Here is a 22,234-nt window from a genome sequence, read left to right as displayed (position 1 = left end):
TGTCCACTATATTGTCACTAGAAATTATGTCAGACCAATCTCGTCCAGAACCACAAAGCACTTCAACTCTAGAAGAAATTCGCACCACACGGCTTGAAAAAGTTGAACAACTGAAAGCAGAAGGATTAATTCCCTATGCCTATAATTGGGAATCTACAGCTCAGGCTGCCGAATTGCAGCAAAACTATGCTGACCTAGGCAATGGCGAAGAAGTAGATGTGGAAGTGGCTGTTGCTGGTCGGATTATAGCTCGTCGTGTTTTTGGTAAATTAGCTTTCTTCAACATTCAGGATGAGACTGGTACAATTCAGCTTTACCTGGATAAAAAGAGAATTACTGCTAAAATGGCCGACCTTCCCAATGCTTTCAATATTCTCAAAAAACTCACGGATACTGGAGATATTATTGGAGCAAAGGGAACCGTCAAGCGCACGGAAAAAGGGGAACTTTCGATCTATGTCAAGGAGTATGATATCCTGACTAAATCTCTGTTACCTTTACCAGATAAATGGCATGGTTTGACGGATACAGAAAAGCGCTATCGTCAACGTTATGTTGACCTAATTGTTAATCCTGATGTCCGGGAAACCTTTCGTCGTCGTGCCAAAATAACTGCTTCTATTCGGCACTATTTAAACCAACAGGATTTTATTGAAATTGAAACTCCGGTACTTCAAAGTGAGGCTGGTGGTGCAGATGCCCGTCCTTTTATCACCTACCACAACACCTTACAAATGGACTTGTATCTGCGTATTGCTACCGAGTTGCATCTGAAGCGACTAATTGTTGGTGGTTTTGAAAAGGTATATGAGTTAGGGCGTGTCTTCCGCAATGAAGGAATTTCCACTCGTCACAATCCAGAATTCACCATGATTGAAATCTATCAGGCTTATGCCGATTATAATCAGATGATGGTGTTGACGGAGAATCTGATCAGTAATGCTGCTCAGGAAGTGTTAGGTACACTAACCATTAACTACCAAGGTGAAGTAATTGATCTAACTCCCCCTTGGCGTAAAGTAACGATGCACGAGTTAGTCAAAGACCAAACTGGTTTAGATTTTGATAAGTTTACCAACATTGAGCAGGCAAAAGCAGCAGCGAAAGATGCTGGTGTGGAGGTTCCCAATGATTGCTATTCTATTGGCAAATTGCTCAATGAAGCCTTTGAGCAGAAGGTGGAAGAAACGTTAATTCAACCGACTTTTGTTCTGGATTATCCTGTGGAAATCTCTCCCCTCACTAAACCCCATCGCTCAAAATCAGGTTTAGTAGAACGGTTTGAATTGTTTATAGTGGGAAGAGAAACAGCAAACAGTTATTCTGAGTTAACTGATCCTATAGATCAACGGCAACGACTAGAAGCACAAGCAGCCAAGAAAGCAGCAGGAGATTTGGAAGCTCAAGATGTTGATGAAGACTTTCTCGCTGCCCTGGAGTACGGTATGCCTCCCACTGGTGGTTTAGGTATTGGTATTGACCGTTTAGTAATGCTACTCACTAATTCAGCTAGTATTCGGGATGTGATTGCTTTCCCATTGCTGAAAAGTACCAGCGCTGTGATTAAATCCTTCGACTACGATGTAGAAAAAAAAATTCTTCGGGTTCAATTTAATAATGGTAGTATCTACAAGTATCGGGATGTACCAGAGGAGATCTACAAGGGTTTGAAAGATAATCCTTCTATCGGTCAGTATTTTAATACCCATATCCGCGAAAAATATGGCTTCGACCGAGAAATTTAGTGTAAGGATTCAGCCCAGCGCTCATCAGCCATAATCTAGTCACTTGGTGTTGGATTATAAGTTGAGAGGTCAGATGACAATTTAGTTTTTAATCAGCGATTAGCTAACCTTGTGCAAAGCTAATCGCTATTAATAAAAAAATAAGGAGGGTTGATTTTGACCTTTGCTAAACAAAAATATAGCGATATACTTCCCCGGGAAATAGATTAAGGTAAAGCATTGACAAATAGACAAAAATGTGCATAGGTAAGTAGTGATAGTGCGTTCGCGCTTTTCTAGAGCAGGGTTCACTAAAAGTCATCAGTCATTTATCAAAGACTTTTGATTTTTTCATTAACAATTAACAGGTAACAGTTAACAATAAAGAATTAGCAGTACAACCTGTAGCTAGCTTGTAATGAACATACGCACTGTCTCGACTAAGCCCTTTACAGACCAAAAGCCCGGTACTTCCGGACTTCGTAAGTCGGTCACCGTTTTTCAGGAGCCCCATTACCTAGAAAACTTTATCCAGTCTATCTTTGACTCCCTAGAAGGCTGTGAAGGTCAAACCCTAGTTGTAGGGGGTGATGGTCGCTACTACAATCGGCAAGCAATTCAGACCATTCTCAAAATGGCAGCCGCCAATGGGTTAGGTCGGTTGTTAGTCGGTTGTGGTGGTATTCTGTCTACCCCAGCAGCATCTTGTGTTATTCGCAAGCATAAGGCATTAGGTGGCATTATCCTCTCGGCCAGCCACAATCCTGGGGGTCCAAAGGGTGACTTCGGTGTCAAGTATAACACCAGTAATGGTGGACCAGCACCGGAAAAGGTGACGGAAGCTATCTATGCTCGGAGTAAAGTCATCGATAGTTACAAAATCCTGGAGGCTGCGGATGTGAATCTAGACCGACCAGGTGCATTTACCCTGGGAACCTTGAGCGTTGAGGTGATTGACCCAGTTGAGCCTTATACTCAATTAATGGAGTCCCTGTTTGACTTTGACCGCATTCACCAGCTACTAACCTCTGGGAAATTCGGCATGTGTATGGACTCATTACATGCGGTAACTGGTCCCTATGCCCATGCTATTTTTGAAAAACGCTTAGGGGCACCAGAAGGTACTGTACTTAATGGTATACCGTTAGAAGATTTTGGCGGTGGTCATCCTGACCCTAATTTAGTCTATGCTAAGGACTTGGTGGATATTCTCTATGGTGATAATGCCCCAGATTTTGGAGCTGCTTCTGATGGAGATGGCGATCGCAATATGATCCTGGGAAGCTCGTTCTTCGTTACCCCCAGTGATAGCATAGCCGTGTTAACCGCCAATGCCCATCTTGTACCTGGTTATAGTCAAGGTTTAGCAGGGGTAGCCCGTTCCATGCCAACCAGTGCTGCTGTAGACCGAGTGGCGGCTCAGTTGGGTATTGATTGCTATGAGACCCCAACAGGTTGGAAGTTTTTTGGCAATTTATTGGATGCAGGTAAAGCCACTTTGTGCGGTGAAGAAAGTTTCGGCACTGGTTCTAACCATGTACGGGAAAAAGATGGGCTTTGGGCAGTGCTATTCTGGCTCAATATCCTGGCAGTGCGGGGTGAATCAGTGGAGCAGATTGTCCGTAGCCACTGGCAAACCTATGGTCGTAATTTCTATTCCCGCCATGACTATGAAGAGGTAGATGGGGCACGAGCTCAGGAACTGATGGAGCGTCTGCGTTCAAGTGTCCCAGACCTGAAAGGACAGCAATTTGGTTCTTACCAGGTAGAGTATGGTGATGACTTTAGTTACACAGACCCAGTAGATGGGAGCATCAGCCAAAAGCAGGGGATTCGGATTGGCTTTACTGATGGCTCTCGGATTATATTCCGCCTATCTGGCACTGGCACAAAAGGGGCAACCCTACGCCTCTACTTAGAGAGCTATGAGCCAGATTCCACTAACCATGACGTGGATACTCAACAAGCATTGGAACCACTGATTTCCCTAGCCCATGAGATTGCCCAGATTCGGAAGTTTACAGAACGGGAGGTTCCCACTGTAATTACCTAAGGTTTTGATGGTAACGTTTGCCTTTAAAGTTTGAAGGGAAATCCTCAAACCCAGTTAAACAAAGCAACACGGGTAATAGGTAATAGGTAATTAGTAATAGGTACAACCCCGACCAGTTACCTATTACCTATTATCCGTAACCAATGAATAACTGTATCTGTAATAGTGGCTCGCCTAGATTTCAATAGCAACAGATTTTTATTCCTAGAGGTGCGACCCAAGGGCGATTTACTCGCCCTTGGGTCGCACCTATAAAAATTTTCATGATTGTTTCATTTAGCTGATCTCAACAGATATAGCAATCCGTGTAGGAATTCAGAGAATTTTGATGCGATATTCCCTACTGCCGTCTTGATGCAATAGCGAGTGGGGGAAACCCCCTTTGGCCGCGCTGCATCGCTACTTCCTACTCCCAGATCCGCTGTTCCCAGATCCGCTGTTCCCTTTGCTATAGTTTTTGGAAATTTCGTCAAGTAAAGAAATAGCTGGCTACATTTCAACATTATTTATTGTCAATTAGTTAATTTTTAAACTAATCTTAAATACTCTTGTGTTAACCCTTTTTGCACCACAGTAAATTGATTGGGGCAAAAACTTGCTTGCACACCTCAATGACTGAATTAAAGAGGGACTGAATGAAAAAAAAATTCTTTAACCCGGATTTAGTATAACCCCTAACTGCTCTGAGGGAGGTTAAAATTATTCATTCATAATTCTTAGCTGACTCATGTTATATAATAATTAGTTTTTGATCAGTACTAACTCAGTAAAACTTTTATAAAGTTTTATGAAATTTCCATGAAAATCCCTATTTTGATAGTGACATTTACGGATTTTTATGTCATTTATACTAATGGTAGGATTTTTTTTTAAGTCAAAACGCCAAAAAAAAATAGGAAGCCTAGAACCAAACTAGTGTTTTGACTACGTCATCTGTTAGGGGTGGGATGTGATCAGGGAATCGTTAGCCAGTCAAACTCTAGAAAAGGCTTCAAAACATTTATCTAGTTTTACTGGATAAATTTGAACAGGGCATCTTTGAACTATTAAAGAGGGTGTTTTCGCCTTATCGATGTATCTAGAAACATGTATCTAGAAAGGTACTGTACTCTAGATACATCGATAAGCATGATTAAATTTGCCCCAAAAGTTCATAGACAAAGTTCACAGACTCTGATCTCATCTCATGGTCGGGACGTTGAGTAATGCCAGTGTCTTGATGCAAAGCGCGAGTGGGGGTAACCCCCACAGGTCGGCGCTGCCTCCCCTGTTCCCTGGCTGCATCGCTTTTGTAAGTTACACATGGGTGCATCTCATATTTGTAAAAAAGTGCGGTAGGGTGCGTTAGGGGCGAGCTCACCAAGACGCAAGCTGTAGCAAGTGTTAGGTTGTTGCCCGTAACGCACCACCAGGTCAAACTCCAAAAATGAGATGCACCCGTTACACATCCTGTGACTTACTAAGTTCGGATAGAGTAATTAGAAATTTTTTGGTGCATCAGGACAGAAAATAAAAGCCAACCATAAACACAAATAACTTTTGGGAAAAAACGATCTTATGGTTCTGATTGAAGCAGAAAGCGATCGCGTAACGCGAATAAACTACGAGACAACCAGTGCAAACGGTATTGATACCGTTGCTTCAGGGCGTCGAGCCGTCCAGATATCAAGCTTTAATAACCCCCTTGAAGAACCCGGTATACTTAGATTTCAATGGACAGCAGATGATGGAGCTGCTGGTAAGTACGATATTAGTATTGCCTACTTTGACGAAGAGGATGGGGAATCTGAACTGAAATTTAGCGTCAACGGACAGCAAGTTGGTACATATGTTTATAATCTAAACTTACCTGGGATTACCGCTTTTCCTCAGAATTATGTCCCTCTGAGCGGTGGCAATCCACGTGGCCCTCGCCCTCTAACTGCTGAGGCTAATCCAAATGCCATTTTTAAGGACGTAGACCTTGCTCCAGGGGATGAAATAGAAATCTCGGTACTGGCAGATAGCCTTAATAATGATGCTAATTTCGAGCTAGGGCGACTTGATGCCATTGAAATTACTCCAGCTCAAGAGATTCTCCCCAGTTTGGATCTGTTCTGGCGTAATCCTGTCAGTGGACAAGTTGCTGTGTGGACTCTAAATGACGAAGGCACTACGCTCGAGACGGCAGCATTCATTAAAGATCAAAGTGGTGAGAACGTATTGGTGCCAGAGGACAGTCCATTGAACCCCCGTGGTGTTGTGGATTTAGGTGATGGTAACAGGAGTCCTCTGTGGCGTAATACTGAAACCGGCGCTGTTGTCGTTTGGAAGATGAAAGGCTCCGAGTTCCAGGAGGCAATAACTATTGACCCACCAGCAGATGGCCCAGGTTCAAACCTCGACTGGGAAATCCGTGGCACCGGAGATGTTAACAGTGGTGGTGGAGAAGAAATCTTCTGGTACAACACATCTACTGGAGACATTGCTGTTTCGGAGATAGATGAAACCGGGTTTGGGAATGCTACCTTTATTACGGATAGCAGTAATGAGAAGATGATTATATCACCTGACAATGACTGGCAGTTACTTGCGGCTGGAGACATGGATGGCGATGGTGACGCCGATGCTATCTGGGAAAATATGAATACTCGACAGTTTGCCTACTGGAACCTGGATGGTACTGTTTTCCAAAATGCAGTGCTGATCGAGTCCGAAGCAGCAGACGGTCCTTGGGAATTCCGTGGTGCCTATGACGCTAACAACGATGGTATTGATGATTTCTTCTTCCGTAATTCCATCACTGGACAGAATGGCATGTGGATGATCGAGAATAACTCACTGGGTCAGATTGTCGAGATCGATAGGGTTGAGGATATCAACTTCTCCTTCTACGTCTAGGATAGTCAGCACCTAGCTTTACTGTTGTCATTAACGTCAAGAAAAACCCACCCCTTCTGCTTAAGTTCAAGGGGTGGGCTGTTTTTTAACTTAAATCTAAGTCTAATCTTTCCGAGTGTCAGCGACATTCTCATCTAATTCTCAGAAACCAGATCTCCAAGGCATTTACCCTTCTGTTAAGCCTTTTTGCCTTCACGGGGTGACCAGCGAATTGAAAGTCCTACAGGGGTTAGGGGTTAGGGGTTAGGGAACATTGTCAAGGGGGTATGGATTGATTAAAACTATCTATGAAGTTGGATTGGGGAAAATTGCTTCAACTGCTGGCAAATACAACAAGACGAGTCGCTGTAATTTCCCCAATACCTAATACCTAATACCTAATCCCTAATACCTAATACCTAATCCCTAATACCTAATACCTAATCCCTAATCCCTAATACCTAATCCCTAATCCCTAATACCTAATCCCTGCCTAGGTTTGAGCTTTGTTGTCACCCCGTGAGCTTTTTGCCCCACAGTAAATTGAATGGGGCAAAACTTGGATGGGAGCATGTCACCTTTGTAATTATGTATATAGATCCCCCCTAACCCCCCTTAAACAAGGGGGGAATTAAATTCAAAAGTCCCCCTTACTAAGGGAAACGGGGGATCTGAATCAGGGATTAACAAAACTGATATGCTCCCAACTTGGATCGACACCTCAATGACTTAATGAAATAGGGACTTAATGAAAAAGAGAATTATTTAACCTGGATTTGGTATAACCCCTAACGTAAGCATTTAGCCTATATTATTAGGTGACTTGATGTTATAGAATAATGAGTTTTTTTCTCAGTACCAACTCAGTAAAAATTCCATGAACTTTTATGAAATTTTGATGAAAAGCGCTAATTTGATAGTGACATCTACGGATTTTTATGTCATTTATACTAATGGTAGGATTTTTTTTTAAGTCAAAACGCAAAAAAAAAATAGGAAGCCTAGAACCAAACTAGTTTTTTGACTAGGTCATTTAGGGATGAAATTTGATCAGGGTATCGTTAGCAAGTCAAACTCTAGAAAAGGCTTCAAAAAATTTATCCAGTGAAACTGGATAAGTTTGAGCAGGGCATCTTTGAACTATTAAAAGGGGTGTTTTACCCTTATCGATATATCTAGAAGTACGTATCTAGAAAGGTACTTTACTCTATATACATCGATAAGCATGATTAAATTTTCCCCAAAAGTTCACAGACAAAGTTCACAGACTCTTATTCCATCTCATGGCAGGGACTTTAAGTAATGCCAGTGTTGTAAGTTACACATCCCGTAACTTACTAAGTTGGGACTGAATTGGGATGGAGTCATTAGAAATTTTTTGGTGCATCAGCACGGAAAAGAAAAGCCAACCACTGTAAACACAGATAACTTTTGGGAGAGCACTATCTTATGGGTAAGATTATTCAAGCAGAAGACATTTTACAAGAAAATTTAAACGATCCAAATAAAGATCAAAAAAGATATATTTTTGAGAATCAAACAGGAGGTGTTGATGTTATTATAAACGGTGAAGTTGTCAAAAAACAAGGTGTCAAAATAGACATTAGTGGCATTAACAACATTGACGACGTTATTAATGGAACGGAGGATCCTCCAGAAGGTGTGCTTACCTTTGATTGGAAAAAAGAGTATGGACTGCCTGGTAAGTATGATATTGGTATTGCCTACTTTGACGAAGCGGATGGGGAATCTAAACTGACATTTAAAGTCAACGGACAGGAAGTTGGTACCTATGTTTATGATCTAAACTTAATTGGTAATAATACAGAACGGCCAACAGCTGAGGCAAAGACTTATGTCCCTCTGGAGGGTGACAATTCAGCTGACACTTTAAGTAATGAGGATAATCCAAATCCCATTTTTAAGAACATAGACCTTGCTCCAGGGGATCAAATCGAAATTTCGGCACTGGCACATAGCAATGGTCAATTTCCCCCGAAGGAGGAGGATGTAAGAACTTTCGAGCTAGGGCGAATTGATGAGATTGAATTTACCCGAGCCCCCAGTGTGGATCTGTTCTGGCATAATCCTGAAAGTGCAGAAAATCAAACAGTTGAGTTTTGGACTCTAACTGAGCAATACACTGAGGATGAGCAGACCAAATTAATGAAAGATCAACACTTCATTAAAGATAGTCCGCAGAAGTTGGTACCAGACAACGCTGGATTGGAAGCCTATGGTGTTATAGATTTAGGCGATGGTAACAGGAGTCCTCTGTGGCGTGATAACGTAACCGGTGCTGTTTCGGTTTGGAAGATGAAAGGCTCTGAGTTCGAGAAGGAAATAATTATTGACTCACTACCAGGTGGCCCAAAATTAGATTGGGAAATCCGTGGCACCGGAGATGTTAACCGTGATGGTGCAGAAGAAATTTTCTGGTACAACACATCCACAGGAGACATTGGTGTTTGGGAGATAGATGAAAACGGGCTTCAGAATGCTAAAAATATTACCAAAACCAATGGTGAAAAAATGATAGAAGCACCTAACAAGCCCTGGAAGTTAGTTGCGGCTGGAGACATGGATAACGATGGTGACGCAGATGCTATTTGGCAACATAAGCAGGATAAAACGTTTGCCTACTGGGAGCTTGAGGGTACTGTTTTCCAGAAGGAAGTGGAGCTAAAGTTCGATCAAGGAGACGGTCCTTGGGAATTCCGTGGTGCCTATGACACTTACGGAGATGGTTTTAATGATTTCTACTTCCTTTCCGGAGATGGAGAGACTGCCATCTGGATGATCGACGAAAACCCACTGAATGGTAATATTGTCCGTGAGGATATTGTCCTTATGGATACGTTCGAAGATACTAACTTCTCCTTCTACGTCTAGGATAGTCAACAGGTAGCTTTACTGTTGTAATTAAAGTGAACAAGCAGCCCACCCCTTCCGCTTAGGCTCAAGGGGTGGGCTGCTTGTTCACTTTAATCTGAGTCTAATATTCCCGAGTCTCGATAGCGTGCGCCGTTCCCGTAGGGTGGGCAATGGGCAAAAGGGATAATTTAATAATATTGATAGATTAATGATGAGAATTGAAAGTCTGGATAAACGTCCTTAGCCTATGACCACGGTATTTTAGGTGCTTTGTGGCACAGGCTTCTAGTGGTGACACAGATTTCGACGCTGTGATGCAAAAAAGATTAAACTTTTGCTTACCTGTTTTATTCAAAAGCACCTCTAGTAGGACTATCTGTAGCGCATTAGCTGATAGGCGATAGGTGATAGCTTACCCACTAACTACCCTGAGGCAGGAGAAAATTACTCATTCATAATTATTAGTTAACTTGATATTATATATTAATTTTTTTTTTACTCAGTACCAAGTCAGTAAAACTTTCATAAAATTTTCATTAATTTTTATGAAAATCGCTAATTTTATAGTGACATTTCCGGATTTTTATGGCATTTATAATAGTGGTAGGATTTTTCTCAGTCAAAACACCAAAAAAAACATGAAGCCTGGAACCAAACTACTTTTTTGACTAGGTCATCTCTTAGGGGTGGAATTTTATCAGGGGATCGTTAGCCAGTCAAACTATAGAAAAGGCTTCAAAAAAAATATCCAGTTTCACTGGATATTTTTGAGCAAAGCATCTTTGAACTATTAAAAGGGGTGTTTTACCCTTATCGATGTATCTATAAATAGGTATCTAGTAAGGTATTGTACCCTAGATACATCGATAAGCATGATTAAATTTTCCCTAAAAGTTCACAGACACAGACAAAGTTTACAGACTCTTGTGCCATTTCATAGCAGGCACCTTGAGTAATGCCAGTGTTGTAAGTTACACATCCCGTCAATTAGTGAGTTGGGACTGAGTTGGGATGGAGTAATTAAAAATTTTTTTTGGTGCATCAGGACGGAAAAGAAAAGCCAACCAGTCTAAACACAGATAACTTTTGGGAAAAAACTATCTTATGGTTCTGATTGAAGCAGAAGGCGATCGCGTAACGCGAAACGAAAACTACGGGATAACCAGTGACAACGGTATTGATACCGTTGCTTCAGGCGGTGCAGCTGTCCAGATCAAAACGTTTAATGACCCGGATCCAGAAAAAAACGTCGGTGTGCTGACATTTACATGGACAGCACAGGATGGACCGGCTGGTAAGTATGATATTCGTATTGCCTACTTTGACGAAGAGGATGGGGAATCTCCACTGACATTTAGTGTCAACGGACAGCAAGTTGGTACATATGATTATGATATAAACTTACGTGGTAATAATATAAATCGGCCAACAGCTGAGCCCAAGAATTATGTCCCTCTCAGCGGTGCCAATCTACGTAACCCTGATCGTCCTCTACTTGCTGAGGATAATCCAAATCCCATTTTTAAGAATATAGACCTTGCTCCAGGAGATCAAATAGAAATCTCGGTACGGTCAAGTACCAATAATGAGAATAATAATTTCGAGCGAGGGCGACTTGATGCCATTGAAATTACCCGAATCCCCAGTGTGGATCTGTTCTGGCATAATCCTGTCAGTGGAAAAGTTGCTTTGTGGACTCTAAATGGCCAGGGCACTAGCGTCGAGACCACAGCATTCATTACGGATCAAAGTGGTCAGGACGTGTTGGTACCAGAGAACGCTGGATTTGAAGCCCGTGGTGTTATAGATTTAGGGGATGGTATCAGGAATCCTCTGTGGCGTGATACGCTGACTGGCGGTGTTGCAGTTTGGAACATGGAACGCTCCGAGTTCCAGGATGCAATAATTACTCAGGCACCAGCAGGTCAACCAGGATCAGACCTCAACTGGGCAATCCGTGGCACCGGAGATGTTAACGGTGGTGGTGCAGAAGAAATTTTCTGGTACAACACATCCAGCGGAGAAATTGCTGTTTGGGAGATAGATCAAACCGGGTTTCAGAAAGCTACAAATATTACCAAAACCAATGGTGAAAACATGATAGAATCACCTAACAGTTCCTGGCAGTTAGTTGCGGCTGGAGACATGGATGGCGATGGTGACGCAGATGCTATCTGGGAAAATATGAATACCCAAGAGTTTGGCTACTGGAAGCTCGATGGTACTGTTTACCAGGAGGCAGTGCTGATCGATGCCCGACCAGCAGACGGTCCTTGGGAATTCCGTGGTGCCTATGACGCTAACCGAGATGGTATTGATGATTTCTTCTTCCGTAATTCTCAAGGACAAAATGGCCTGTGGATTATCGAGAATAACTCAGTGAGTGAGGAGAATATCTTACCTATCACTCCTTCGGTTCCAGATATGGACTTCTCCTTCTACGTTTAGGATAGTCAGCAGGTAGCTTTAATTTTTTAATTAGAGTGAATGAAAACCCACCCCTTGAGCGTAAGCAGAAGGGGTGGGTTTTCATTCACTCTAATCTGAGTCTAAGATCTCCGACTGTTAATCACTTCGTGGTCAGGTAAATCGTTAATTGTTAGTTCATTTTTAGTGAATTTTTAGTTATTAATTGAAAACTTTCAATTTTCAATTTCTTGATGATATTATTATTATGTGGTATTCAGTGGTAAGGATTCAGCTAAAGACCACATACTTAGGTTCAGTTGATCAGCAATTTGTGCCTCAAAAGCGTGAATTGATATCTAAATCATGGAGTCGGTTTACGATCCCAGTCAACGGATGTGGTTTTTAATTCCCGACCACCCCACATTTCCGTCTCGAAAGTAGCACTTTCTCCAGCACTGAGGTTAGGGGGATTGGTATACATGGAGCTGGTGCCAATTACACTGCCGTCATCATCGAGAATTTCATAGTTTACTCGGGTCGAGTAGACAGTTTTGTCGGTTTTGTTGACTACACGACCGATAAGACGGTCATTTTGGAAACTCACTTCGCTAATAACTACTTTCGAGTCTGAGATGCCACATAGACTACTAAGATCTACAAGGGTGCCATTATCGCTTTGCATGTAGCAAACTGGTAGCTCAATCTCTGTGCTGGGTACAGGGGAGAAGCCAGAGGCAAGCGTCAGTGGGAGGCTAAACGCCTTGGGAACAATTAGCAGCATTGAGGCGGCTTCTAAAGCAAGGGACAAAGACCAAAATTTCACCATCATGGTCACCTTCTCAAACTGATTACACGATAAATGGTCAGGGTGGGAGCCCTCAGCCCAAGTTTTCTAAGTGGGATACCTTGGTGGTTGAGGGTGATTAGTAGTTCAGGGAGGTTAATACGGAGCCTAAATCCAGGTGCAACCCTATTTAGTCTCTAGTTCCTGAGGCTAGCTGGGTTTGTGTAGCCCCACGGTTGACACAGTGGCGCAAAAAAGGGCTAATAGATAAGCATATTGTAGAAACTACTCAGAGGCTATCCGAAAACTAATCTAATGGTTGGGTGAGAGTGGCAGAATTACTGGTAAATTACTTCAGTAATCCTTTAGACTAATGGCTTATGGTCTAAAGTAGACTCCACAACTCCCCAAGGAAAATTTTTGGATAGCTTCTAAGCAGCTTACGGGCAATGTACAGCAAGGTGGAAGTTACGGTCTACGGCTTGTCCACTGGAATTGTTAGTAGCAACCCAAACCCCATTGGTGGTGCCAGCGCGTGTGGCTACAGTAACTTCACCAGATGGTTCAGTGCCAAAGCCTGTAGTACCCAAAGTAGCAGTGTAGGCACACCGACGGACATCCCGGTTGAAGAAGACTTCGTAGCGACCGTTCAGAACTTTTCGGGCTCGGCTGGCACCGAATCCGCGACTGAGTGCGCCGTTACTGGTAACTACAGCAAATACGGTTTTTGCACTGGGGGTGGGGGTAGTGGTTAAAGTAAATCGTTGGTTGCTCGGAGGGGTGGGACGAGGCGCGTTAGTATCTTGTGCTAAGGCTTTGCCTTGAGGAATACCTTGGCTGATTACACCCAAAGATAGAACTACAGACGCGATCGCTACTTTACTACGAAACATGATCAGTTTCCTGGTTTGAACTTTGAAGTTTGTAATGTGAATACTGAGGTGTTTCGGTCATTGGCTGACTCGAATTCAAACTCTACTTACATTTCTCAATCCCATCCAAGATTTACGCAGTGAATTGTTTAATCTTTACAAAACTTAAAAAAAAGCTCTGGTCAAACCTGGCATAAAAAGCGGGAAAAGTGCCTAAAACCTAGGGTGCGTCAGTAATGCACCCTACTCGTAGCATCAGAAGAAACCCATGAGAAGAAACCATGGTGACCAATGAACACAGAGCCTGAAAGCGATTGACCTGCATGTCACGCTACGCGAACGCCTACTTTAATCTGGCTATGGTTATAAAGTTAGTGAAATAGCAGTAACGATTAAGTTAATCCATGTCAGAAACACCCCAAACCTCAGCTCAAGAACAGCTAGACAATACCATGCCAAGCCATGAGCTAATCGCCAGCAAAAAAAAATGGTTTGACTATCCAGTGCGAGTGCATCCCCACCACACTGACTATGGTGGTATAGTCTGGCATGGTACCTACCTTCGCTGGATGGAAGAAGCGAGGGTGGAGTACTTACGCTCGATGGGTATGGATTATAGTGATCTCGTCAAGTTAGGATGCGATTTACCGGTAGTAGAACTTTCTTTACGCTATCACCGGGCAATGCCAATGGGCACAGCTGCAGTTGTCAAGACAGCCATCGCCGAAATGAAAGGTGTCCGTATTAAGTGGAGTTATCGAATTCAATCCCATGATGGGAAAGAACTTTACCTAACCGGTCGTGTGATTCTAGTACCCGTTGACCGAGAGCAGGGTAAGATTATGCGCAAATTACCACCAGTGCTCAAGGATTTGTTGGAGAAGCTGTCTAGTTGAGGCAATAGAACTGAGGTTATTTTATGGTTATGTTACCCTGCTCCCTCTAATGCTCTACTTCTGGGTTATAAATTCCGACCAACCTGCCAATTAATACGGCGGGATACATCACCCCACAAATTCCTTCTAAATTAGTCAGAGCTTTCGCTAGAGGACTGACAGGAGTAATATCCCCATAGCCAACGGTAGTTAAGGTGGTAAAACTGAAATAAAGCAGGTCAAAAGAATTAATTGTTTCTGCTGAAGAAGTAAAAGCTTTTGGGTTTAATAAATAGATAGTTTCAAAAAACAAAACCCACAGAGTCCCAATTAAAAGAAAGACATTAATACCGCCAACTATAGTATCGAATGTGACTTGGTGACCGCTAAAAATCTTCTCAATCATCAACACAATAGCTAATAGAAAAAAACCACCATAAATAATATTTGTAGCTACAGCTAGCTTTAAGTTAGAATATTGACAAATGAACTCGATAAAATCGACGACAAAAGCGAATACTGAAATGACAATATAACAATAAAAAAATCTTTGATGTAAATAAAATGTTGTAATTATTAGAACTATTGCTCCTAATAAAATTAGGGATAGAATTAAGTCGGCAATTATTGCTTGCGAAAAAAAAGCATAGGCGACAAAAGCTAAAAGCAGCACTAACAAAAGCTGAGTATATTTATTCTTGGCTGAACTCTGTAACTGTTTGAGTTTCATCACTCTGTTGCTCCTTGAAAAAGCATCTATAGCGTTTCTCATCACAAGTGAGGTACACAGGATTTTTTCCAACTCCCCCCTTCTCGCGCCGGAGCACCCCACTAGCTGTTCTCTGCTCCGAACATCCTTAAAACCCAGGACAAAAGTACCTCAAGCAATTTAGAGCTGTTATATCAATTTAAGAAGATTCCCATAAACTTAGCGCTATTGACAGTAATTATGTCGGTTTAGCAACTTGAGTTTCCCACCAGCAACTAGTGTAAACTCCACTCACTCTTGAGGGGTGGGTTTAGCTTATGTATCAGCCCAAGACAAATAATCTTGTTACAAACGTTACAAAACCCACCCTTTCCTAGTCAACTAAATTGCTGCATTTAGTCATTAGTCATTTGTAACCCACCAAAGTCTCTTGGTAGTTACAAATGACCCATGACTAATGAGTGTTAACCACAGCAGTGATGACTTATGAAATTGCAGGGCAATTCACATTTGTCCCACCTAAACCACAATACCCATTAGGATTTTTAGCCAGGTACTGCTGGTGATAGCCCTCTGCGTAATAAAACTCAGGAGCATCTAGAATCTCTGTGGTAATATTACCATAACCACCGGCATTCAGAGCTTGCTGATAAGCGTTTTGTGAGGCTTCCGCTAGCTTCTTTTGGTCTTCGGAATAGGTATAAATTCCTGAACGGTACTGAGTACCAGTATCATTGCCTTGGCGCATCCCTTGGGTGGGGTTGTGGCTTTCCCAGAAGACTTTCAATAGTGCTTCGTAACTGATTAGTTTTGGGTCAAATACCACCAGCACTACTTCATTGTGACCGGTCATGCCTGTACAGACCTCTTGATACGTGGGGTTAGGGGTAATGCCAGCAGCGTAACCTACTGCGGTAGTGAACACTCCCTCCTGTTGCCAGAATCGGCGTTCTGCTCCCCAAAAACATCCCATGCCAAACATCGCCATTTCCAATCCATCTGGGTAAGGGGGTTTAAGAGGATTGCCATTGACGTAGTGACGCTCGGGTACTGGCATCAGTTCTGAGCGTCCGGGTAAGGCTTCCTCAGCAGTAGGCACGGTCAGCTTTTTCTTAAATCCGAAGAGTACCATCAGTTTTAAATTTTAGTTTTGATCACTTACTTAACATTTTGCAACATTTATACCGTTTGTATATGGGTTGTAAAAACACCAATTGCAGGAAAAGCCATGCATCGAAGAGGCAAAAGGCAAGAGGGGAAAGAGATCCGGAGTTTTATTGGACAATAAAAAAATACCTCTTAGGTTTACATGTGATTTACAAACCCTATAAGAGGAAATTACTCATTCATTAGTGGTAACTACCAATAGACGGTTTACTGGCTATTGGCTAGCTACTAAGAACTAAACACTGACGGAACTAAACACTCTCCGACTCAGGAGGAGGAGGATTTAGTTTTTGCTAAACTACGATATTCCCAAGCTGGAACAAACTTAGGGTCTCGCCACAACCCTCGCCGATATCGTTTGGCATTGGCTTCAGCACTATCGACCATTTCCGCACTGGGGCAATCTTTCAGATAGGGGCGATATACCTGTGCTAGTCCTTCTTTTACTAGGACTTCCTGGACAAAGGTGCCATCGGTTAAGCGTACTTCACTGACGCTGCGCCCATAGCGGTCAGTATCAGTTACGGTCAAAACTACCTGATTATCGCTTTGTTTTACCAGTTCCTGAAGTCGCTCCTTGGCTTTATTTCCCCATTTGAATTGACTTTTGTCTACCAATTTGCGGCTTTGCTTCTGTTTGTTAGAATGGGCAATTTCTGGAGCGTCGATACAGGCAAACCGAACTTTGACATCCTTGCCAAACCTGTCAGCCACGAGAATGGTATCCCCATCAGATACCCGTTTGACAGTGTAATTCCCGATTCCTAACTGGTCTAGAAGGGCGGCACATCCAAAGAGACTCAGGATTAGGACAGAGGCTACTATCGATTTGAAAATGTTTTGGATTCGTTGGCGAGTTGGGTTCATGGTCAATTACTGTTGACGAGTGTACAACAGTTTAGCTAAAAAACTCTATTTGTGCCCTATTCCTTGCTCCGACGTTCCGATCAATCCTACTTTCACATCGAAATTACTGTATACTATTAAGCACCTAAACAAAATTAATTACCTACTCCCAATCTCTGTAATCCTTACAATGCAAGGCTTTGAGTATTTTAAAATGTGTAATTAATTTTGTGCACCTGCTTATATCAATCCGAAGTCAAACCTCAGAGAAATCCCTGTTACTCTGGATAACCTCTTCGCCATCTTGCGAGACTTCTAGATTTTTCCATACTTCCATTGGTTACATCCGTTAACCATCCGTTGTTCCAACTGACTACTCTCACAACTCCGACAGGGATGGCGATAGATTTGACTCTGTATTAATTTATGCTCTCAAGATTCAATCCTAACTACTCAATATGACTATGGTGCTAAAAACGATAACTCTAGTGTCTTCAACTCTAGTTTCTTCTCTCTTATGTCTCGGTTGTATAGGGTTGCCAGCTCAAGCCCAATCCAACACTTTTGCTAATTGCGATCTAGGCAATGATTTAAGTGGTCGTGATTTGAGCTTTGGTAATTTTAGTAACTGTAATTGGAGAAGTATTAATTTAAGAGGGGCTAATTTATCAGGGGCTTATCTCAATAGTATTCTACTTAACCCTAAACTTCAATCTTACCAACGACGGGCGACCGAAGAAGTAAGTTCTGATCTGACCAATGCTAATCTCCAAGGAGCAGATTTAACTCTCGCTAATTTAGAACGAGCCATCCTGACAAATGCTAATTTAGTAGCTGCTCGTTTATTTGATGCTGACTTAACATCGGCTACATTAGAAAATGCTAAATTAGATAAGATTTTTGCTCCTGTGGTAATCTTATATGAGGCTAATTTAAAAGGAGCCACATTAAGTTTGGGGGATTTAACCGGTGCGAGCATGGCTAGCTCTGATTTAAGTAATACCTATTTGTATAGAACCAAATTAAGTTATGCTGACTTACAAAATGCTAATCTAAGTGGGGCTAATTTAACCGAGGCTAATTTAACCGAGGCTAACTTAACGGGGGCTAATTTAACTGGGGCTAATTTGACTGGCGCTAATTTGTGTAATGCCACGATGCCCGATGGTACAGTATCTCAGCAAGGTTGTCCTTAATTTCATGATCAAGCAGTAAATTGTAAATTATGGAAAACGAACTGGCAGCAAAAGCCGAAAAAATACCAGAAATCAAAAATGATGTCTGTCGTACCGCAGTAGTAATGGCGGCCAAACGTGCTATTGAATCGAAAAGGGCAGACCGACTTTTTGACGATCCTTTTGCTGCTCAGTTAGTTGGGTCTAAGGAAATACAGTCTTTGATGGATTATTGGGAAAAACAAGACGGTAAAGACCCGAAATCAAATACCCTTCGCATCCAGTTTGTGGCAGTGCGAACTAAATTTTTTGATGATTTTATAATATCTGTAATACCAGAGGTACGTCAAATTGTCATTCTAGGGGTGGGGTACGATACTAGAGCATATCGCCTACCCTTACCACCTGAACTATGTATATACGAGATTGATTTACCAGAAATCATTTCTCGCAAAGAAGCAATTCTTAAGGATATTCCATCTAAATGTCATCGCTATTCCATCGCCACAGATTTGCAAAAACCTTGGGTGCATTTATTAAAAAATCATGGATATAAATCTAATCAACCTACAGTTTGGTTGATGGAAGGTTTATTGATGTATCTGGATAAAACAGAGATCAATATATTACTGCAAACAATTTCTGATATCAGTGTCAAAGGGAGTTATTTGGCTGCAGATTTAATAAGTGTAAAGTCGTGGCAGATAGGCTCTAAAACTCAGAAGGGATTAATTAGTAAAAATTGGCGTTTTGGCACAGACGAACCAGAAGAATTATTTGCTGCTCATGGGTGGAATGCATCAGTGATCCAACCGGGAGAAATAAGAGCAAATTATGGACGTTACTCTGTCCAAATCGCACCCCGTTCAGTACCTGGAATGCGACGTTCCTTTATGGTGACCGCTAAAAAAGAATGATGGCTCTCCTAGACAGAATTACATTTTACTTATCAATACAATACTCTAGATTTAATAAAACATAGGGAAACAAATTTGTAAACCATCCCCCCCAAATTTCTTTAGCTTTTTCGCCTTCAATCAAGGAGTTGACAATACGTTGCCATTGCGGATCATGCTTAGGGAGAATCATGCCATAGAAATCACAGGTCAGTGGCTGATCTGGAGATAAGGTGTACTGGGATGAGGAGAGTCCTTGTCTGGTGACTTCTCCAATTAATAAAATTCCATCGCTGGCAAAGGCATCAATATCCCTATTGACTAATGCTTTGACTCCTTGAGATCTACCTATGTCTCCAGGAAAAACTATTTTCTGAGCATTAGGATAGGTTTGCTCAATAAATGTTTCTGTTAGGCTACTGGGAAGTACTCCAATTTTTAAACTGTCAAGGCTTTGGTAACGATTAAAGACTCTTGGTTGTTGAGAATCCACTAATAAGTGTGTACCAGTAATAAAAAATGGTGTTGAGAATTTTACCCCTTCAATATGACTTCTAATAGTATTAGGTCCACACTCCAAATGTACAGCTTCATCTCGGACAATAGCAAAGCGATTTTCCAATGTTGATTGAATGGCAACAACTTTTAGTTCTATGGGTTTATTGAGTTGTTGGGCAACCTTATCTTTTAAGGAATTGAGTAGGTCAAAGCAATACCCTTTCCACTCTCCGTTGGTATCAATGTAGCCGAAAGGAGCAGCATCTTTTCTAATACCAACTTTTATGGTGCCAGTTCGTTTAATTTGGTCTAAAACTGTTTCTGAAGGCTTCGGTATTGGCTCAATGGCAAGTTGTGGTATGATACTTTCGGGAGGTTCACTGCCAAAGGATTCCTCTAGTTGTTCTGGAGTTAAAGATTTGACTAAATGTAGATCTAGGGAATTCTCAGAGAGGAATTTGGCATAGCTAACACTGAGGTAAGGTCGATAGTTTGGCAAATCCCGAATATGAGTATTAACAAAAGCTAAGCTTAAGGCTTTTAGGTAAGAAAGTCCGACCTGAGGATTGGAACCAAGTAATTCTCTAGGAAACAGGGCAAAATCGTCCCCCGATGCACCACTAGTGGAGAAGTGGTTGCCATCAACAATCATTGCCAGATATTTTTCTGGGGTATTAAGCCAGATGAAGGGGTGAATCTGTTCTGGGACAGTGGGTGCTACGATGTCGTGGCTACCTGCCATAATCATGACTGGCACTTGAATTTTACCCAAGCTACCTGGACCAAGGGCTGTGCTGGTAATAGGATTAACAGCGATTACAGCTTTGACCCGTGGATCCTGCAAGTCATAATTAAACGGGGGTAAGCGATTGGCACGGCATTGGAGCAGTACAGATAGATTGAAGGTTGGGTCTTGATCAGGACACACTTGGCGCAGTCTTAAATCATTAATTTCTGCACCTGCTACGGCTAACGCTGTGTAACCCCCAAAGGAATGACCAATCACACCTACCTGTTCCAGATTCAGCTGATTAGCAAAATTAGGGTCAGATTTAGAGAGGTCTTCGAGCTCATCGAGCACATATCTAATATCTAAGGGTCGTTCAATAAACTCTACCGGATTGATTCCATTGGCTAGTCCCTGTAGTACAGCTTGAGAGTATTCAATATTACTCCCGACGTGTTCAGGCACGGCTACAGCAATGCCATGGGATGCTAAGTGTTCTGCTAAATAGGTGAAATGGTTGCGATCTGAGGCAAAGCCATGGGACATGACCACTAAGGGGGCTGGTTTGGGATTGCCTTGGGGTAAGTACAGAGCAACCTCAAACTTGGTTTCTCCGGATAACCCTAGAGGGGATTGACGGCGGCGACCGGAAAGGGTGATGACTTGGTCTGTGAAGTTATAAGGACCAGGTTGTTGTAAGTCTGTTAACTGGGACACATCAACGGTATTCTCAGCAGCGGCTTCTCGGGTAGCTTGGTTTGCGATCGCATTCACGGCTGCATCTCGATATCGAAATAGGGTAGCTAGCTCTTTTCGGACATCGAAGATATAGTCGGTATCAATCAACATCCCCTCGGTGGGAAACTGGCGCACTATATTCATTAGAGTTAGACCTTCGGAGTCAGCTGCTGCCAAAACCAGCGCCCCCCGAAGACTATGTAAACCATTGCGACCAGGGTGGGTTTTGATCATCTTTCCCAAACCTTCGAGAAAGGCTTCTCCCATAGGGGATTTACCTAAGCGGGAGATGGCCACAGGACTGATTTTAATCCGCTTTTGGAGTAGCATCCGCAACTGTTCCAAGGCTTCTGGGTTCAGCATTTGGGCGTAGAACTCAAATTCCTTAGTAATTCTGCCCTCATTGGCGAAAATCTCGATGGATTCCCGGGAAAGGGACAATTTTAACGGACCATAGTTAAAGTAAATGTATTCTGCACTAAGGGCTGGCTTTGGTTTGACTACTGTGGGGAGTATTCCTAAACCAAGGAATAAGCAAGTATATAAAAAACCTAGTAGTTTCTTGGGTTTGGCTTTTGCTTTCACGAGTCTAGTCTTCTCAGTCTTAGGCTTGATGAGGAGGATTATAATACAGCAGTTTTAAATTGGGTAAGGTAGAAATTATTGGGTTTTAGGGAGCAGGGAGCAGGGAGCAGGGAGCAGGTAAGAGGTCAAAAATCCTGTATACCTGATAGTTATGAACAACGCTTTACAAACGAAGAGCAATGTATTGTTGAGACTTCTACTCAGAATAATTAATTAATTCAAGTCATCGGTAGGTGAATAATTTGGTCTTGATATTCCTGATCATAAGAGGATATCTCCCAAGTTTTTTGATACTGAATTTTGCCCCCCTAGCCCCCCAACTTTGGGGGGAACAAGAGTCAATTGGCTTCTAAAAGTCCCTTCCGGTGCGCGCCTCCTAGGGCGAGTAAATCGCCCTTGGGTCGCACCGCAAAATTGGGTGATTTAGGGGGCTTGGATGTAGC

15 protein-coding genes are annotated in these 22,234 nt (G+C 42.3%); 8 read left to right on the top strand and 7 right to left on the bottom strand.

Annotated elements, in window-relative coordinates; all coding sequences use genetic code 11:
- The first annotated feature begins 26 nt into the window (after nucleotides 1-26).
- Together lysS and BJP34_RS08085 are read left to right on the top strand one after the other, a co-directional pair.
- Nucleotides 27-1,745 carry a lysine--tRNA ligase gene (gene lysS, locus BJP34_RS08090; protein WP_202972075.1) on the top strand — a complete coding sequence of 573 codons (1,719 nt, stop codon included), beginning with the start codon at nucleotides 27-29 and terminating at the stop codon, nucleotides 1,743-1,745.
- A gap of 397 nt (nucleotides 1,746-2,142) precedes the next feature.
- Nucleotides 2,143-3,777, top strand: coding sequence for an alpha-D-glucose phosphate-specific phosphoglucomutase (locus tag BJP34_RS08085; RefSeq protein ID WP_070391906.1), 1,635 nt, complete (start codon nucleotides 2,143-2,145; stop codon nucleotides 3,775-3,777).
- A 1,132-nt stretch (nucleotides 3,778-4,909) separates the two neighbouring features.
- Here the strand turns inward: BJP34_RS08085 and BJP34_RS39070 are convergent.
- A complete protein-coding gene (locus BJP34_RS39070; RefSeq protein ID WP_149030862.1) occupies nucleotides 4,910-5,089 on the bottom strand; it encodes a hypothetical protein in 180 nt (59 codons plus the stop codon).
- Nucleotides 5,090-5,334: 245 nt separating this feature from the next.
- On the opposite strand from BJP34_RS39070, the gene BJP34_RS08075 reads away from it, so the two are divergent.
- From BJP34_RS08075 to BJP34_RS08060, 3 genes are all read left to right on the top strand, one after another.
- The gene (locus tag BJP34_RS08075; RefSeq protein ID WP_070391904.1) at nucleotides 5,335-6,657 is read left to right on the top strand and encodes a hypothetical protein; all 1,323 of its coding nucleotides are present in this window, start codon (nucleotides 5,335-5,337) and stop codon (nucleotides 6,655-6,657) included.
- Nucleotides 6,658-8,085: 1,428 nt separating this feature from the next.
- Nucleotides 8,086-9,528 (top strand): FG-GAP repeat domain-containing protein, encoded by a 1,443-nt coding sequence (locus BJP34_RS08070; protein WP_070391903.1) that lies wholly within the window; start codon nucleotides 8,086-8,088, stop codon nucleotides 9,526-9,528.
- 1,086 nt (nucleotides 9,529-10,614) lie between these two features.
- The gene (locus BJP34_RS08060; RefSeq protein ID WP_070391901.1) at nucleotides 10,615-11,958 is read left to right on the top strand and encodes an FG-GAP-like repeat-containing protein; all 1,344 of its coding nucleotides are present in this window, start codon (nucleotides 10,615-10,617) and stop codon (nucleotides 11,956-11,958) included.
- 322 nt (nucleotides 11,959-12,280) lie between these two features.
- On the opposite strand, the gene BJP34_RS08055 is transcribed toward BJP34_RS08060, so the two are convergent.
- Nucleotides 12,281-12,748: an FxLYD domain-containing protein gene (locus BJP34_RS08055; protein ID WP_143727510.1), complete on the bottom strand. Its 468-nt coding sequence runs from the start codon at nucleotides 12,746-12,748 to the stop codon at nucleotides 12,281-12,283.
- Nucleotides 12,749-13,143: 395 nt separating this feature from the next.
- Complete coding sequence (locus BJP34_RS08050) at nucleotides 13,144-13,596, bottom strand: hypothetical protein (protein ID WP_070391899.1); 453 nt, start codon at nucleotides 13,594-13,596, stop codon at nucleotides 13,144-13,146.
- 383 nt (nucleotides 13,597-13,979) lie between these two features.
- On the opposite strand from BJP34_RS08050, the gene BJP34_RS08045 reads away from it, so the two are divergent.
- The gene (locus tag BJP34_RS08045) at nucleotides 13,980-14,471 is read left to right on the top strand and encodes an acyl-CoA thioesterase (RefSeq protein WP_070391898.1); all 492 of its coding nucleotides are present in this window, start codon (nucleotides 13,980-13,982) and stop codon (nucleotides 14,469-14,471) included.
- Nucleotides 14,472-14,517: 46 nt separating this feature from the next.
- Here BJP34_RS08045 and BJP34_RS08040 read toward each other — a convergent pair whose 3' ends face one another.
- The 3 genes from BJP34_RS08040 to BJP34_RS08030 all read right to left on the bottom strand — a co-directional run bounded on the left by BJP34_RS08040 (nucleotide 14,518) and on the right by BJP34_RS08030 (nucleotide 17,193).
- Nucleotides 14,518-15,180 (bottom strand): potassium channel family protein, encoded by a 663-nt coding sequence (locus BJP34_RS08040; protein WP_070391897.1) that lies wholly within the window; start codon nucleotides 15,178-15,180, stop codon nucleotides 14,518-14,520.
- A gap of 463 nt (nucleotides 15,181-15,643) precedes the next feature.
- Complete coding sequence (gene msrA / locus BJP34_RS08035) at nucleotides 15,644-16,291, bottom strand: peptide-methionine (S)-S-oxide reductase MsrA (RefSeq protein WP_070391896.1); 648 nt, start codon at nucleotides 16,289-16,291, stop codon at nucleotides 15,644-15,646.
- A 302-nt stretch (nucleotides 16,292-16,593) separates the two neighbouring features.
- Nucleotides 16,594-17,193, bottom strand: coding sequence for a thermonuclease family protein (locus tag BJP34_RS08030; protein ID WP_070391895.1), 600 nt, complete (start codon nucleotides 17,191-17,193; stop codon nucleotides 16,594-16,596).
- 437 nt (nucleotides 17,194-17,630) lie between these two features.
- Between BJP34_RS08030 and BJP34_RS48570 the strand changes: the two genes are divergently transcribed.
- On the top strand, nucleotides 17,631-18,368 hold the full coding sequence (locus BJP34_RS48570) for a pentapeptide repeat-containing protein (RefSeq protein WP_083305051.1): 738 nt from the start codon (nucleotides 17,631-17,633) through the stop codon (nucleotides 18,366-18,368).
- 29 nt (nucleotides 18,369-18,397) lie between these two features.
- Nucleotides 18,398-19,264, top strand: coding sequence for an SAM-dependent methyltransferase (locus BJP34_RS08020; protein ID WP_083305050.1), 867 nt, complete (start codon nucleotides 18,398-18,400; stop codon nucleotides 19,262-19,264).
- 25 nt (nucleotides 19,265-19,289) lie between these two features.
- Here BJP34_RS08020 and BJP34_RS08015 read toward each other — a convergent pair whose 3' ends face one another.
- Nucleotides 19,290-21,791, bottom strand: a complete 2,502-nt coding sequence (locus BJP34_RS08015; RefSeq protein ID WP_083305049.1) for an alpha/beta fold hydrolase — start codon at nucleotides 21,789-21,791, stop codon at nucleotides 19,290-19,292.
- Nucleotides 21,792-22,234 lie beyond the last annotated feature (443 nt).

This window comes from Moorena producens PAL-8-15-08-1 (genome assembly GCF_001767235.1).
Classification (GTDB): Bacteria; Cyanobacteriota; Cyanobacteriia; order Cyanobacteriales; family Coleofasciculaceae; genus Moorena; species Moorena producens_A.
Note: the sequence above shows the minus strand (reverse complement) of the source record. Positions and strands in the feature narration are given on the sequence as shown.

Coding starts and splice junctions, on each gene's coding strand:
- lysS (WP_202972075.1), top strand. CDS start 27: ATGTCAGACCAATCTCGTCCAGAACCACAAAGCACTTCAACTCTAGAA.
- BJP34_RS08085 (WP_070391906.1), top strand. CDS start 2,143: ATGAACATACGCACTGTCTCGACTAAGCCCTTTACAGACCAAAAGCCC.
- BJP34_RS39070 (WP_149030862.1), bottom strand. CDS start 5,089: ATGCACCCATGTGTAACTTACAAAAGCGATGCAGCCAGGGAACAGGGG.
- BJP34_RS08075 (WP_070391904.1), top strand. CDS start 5,335: ATGGTTCTGATTGAAGCAGAAAGCGATCGCGTAACGCGAATAAACTAC.
- BJP34_RS08070 (WP_070391903.1), top strand. CDS start 8,086: ATGGGTAAGATTATTCAAGCAGAAGACATTTTACAAGAAAATTTAAAC.
- BJP34_RS08060 (WP_070391901.1), top strand. CDS start 10,615: ATGGTTCTGATTGAAGCAGAAGGCGATCGCGTAACGCGAAACGAAAAC.
- BJP34_RS08055 (WP_143727510.1), bottom strand. CDS start 12,748: ATGATGGTGAAATTTTGGTCTTTGTCCCTTGCTTTAGAAGCCGCCTCA.
- BJP34_RS08050 (WP_070391899.1), bottom strand. CDS start 13,596: ATGTTTCGTAGTAAAGTAGCGATCGCGTCTGTAGTTCTATCTTTGGGT.
- BJP34_RS08045 (WP_070391898.1), top strand. CDS start 13,980: ATGTCAGAAACACCCCAAACCTCAGCTCAAGAACAGCTAGACAATACC.
- BJP34_RS08040 (WP_070391897.1), bottom strand. CDS start 15,180: ATGAAACTCAAACAGTTACAGAGTTCAGCCAAGAATAAATATACTCAG.
- msrA (WP_070391896.1), bottom strand. CDS start 16,291: ATGGTACTCTTCGGATTTAAGAAAAAGCTGACCGTGCCTACTGCTGAG.
- BJP34_RS08030 (WP_070391895.1), bottom strand. CDS start 17,193: ATGAACCCAACTCGCCAACGAATCCAAAACATTTTCAAATCGATAGTA.
- BJP34_RS48570 (WP_083305051.1), top strand. CDS start 17,631: ATGACTATGGTGCTAAAAACGATAACTCTAGTGTCTTCAACTCTAGTT.
- BJP34_RS08020 (WP_083305050.1), top strand. CDS start 18,398: ATGGAAAACGAACTGGCAGCAAAAGCCGAAAAAATACCAGAAATCAAA.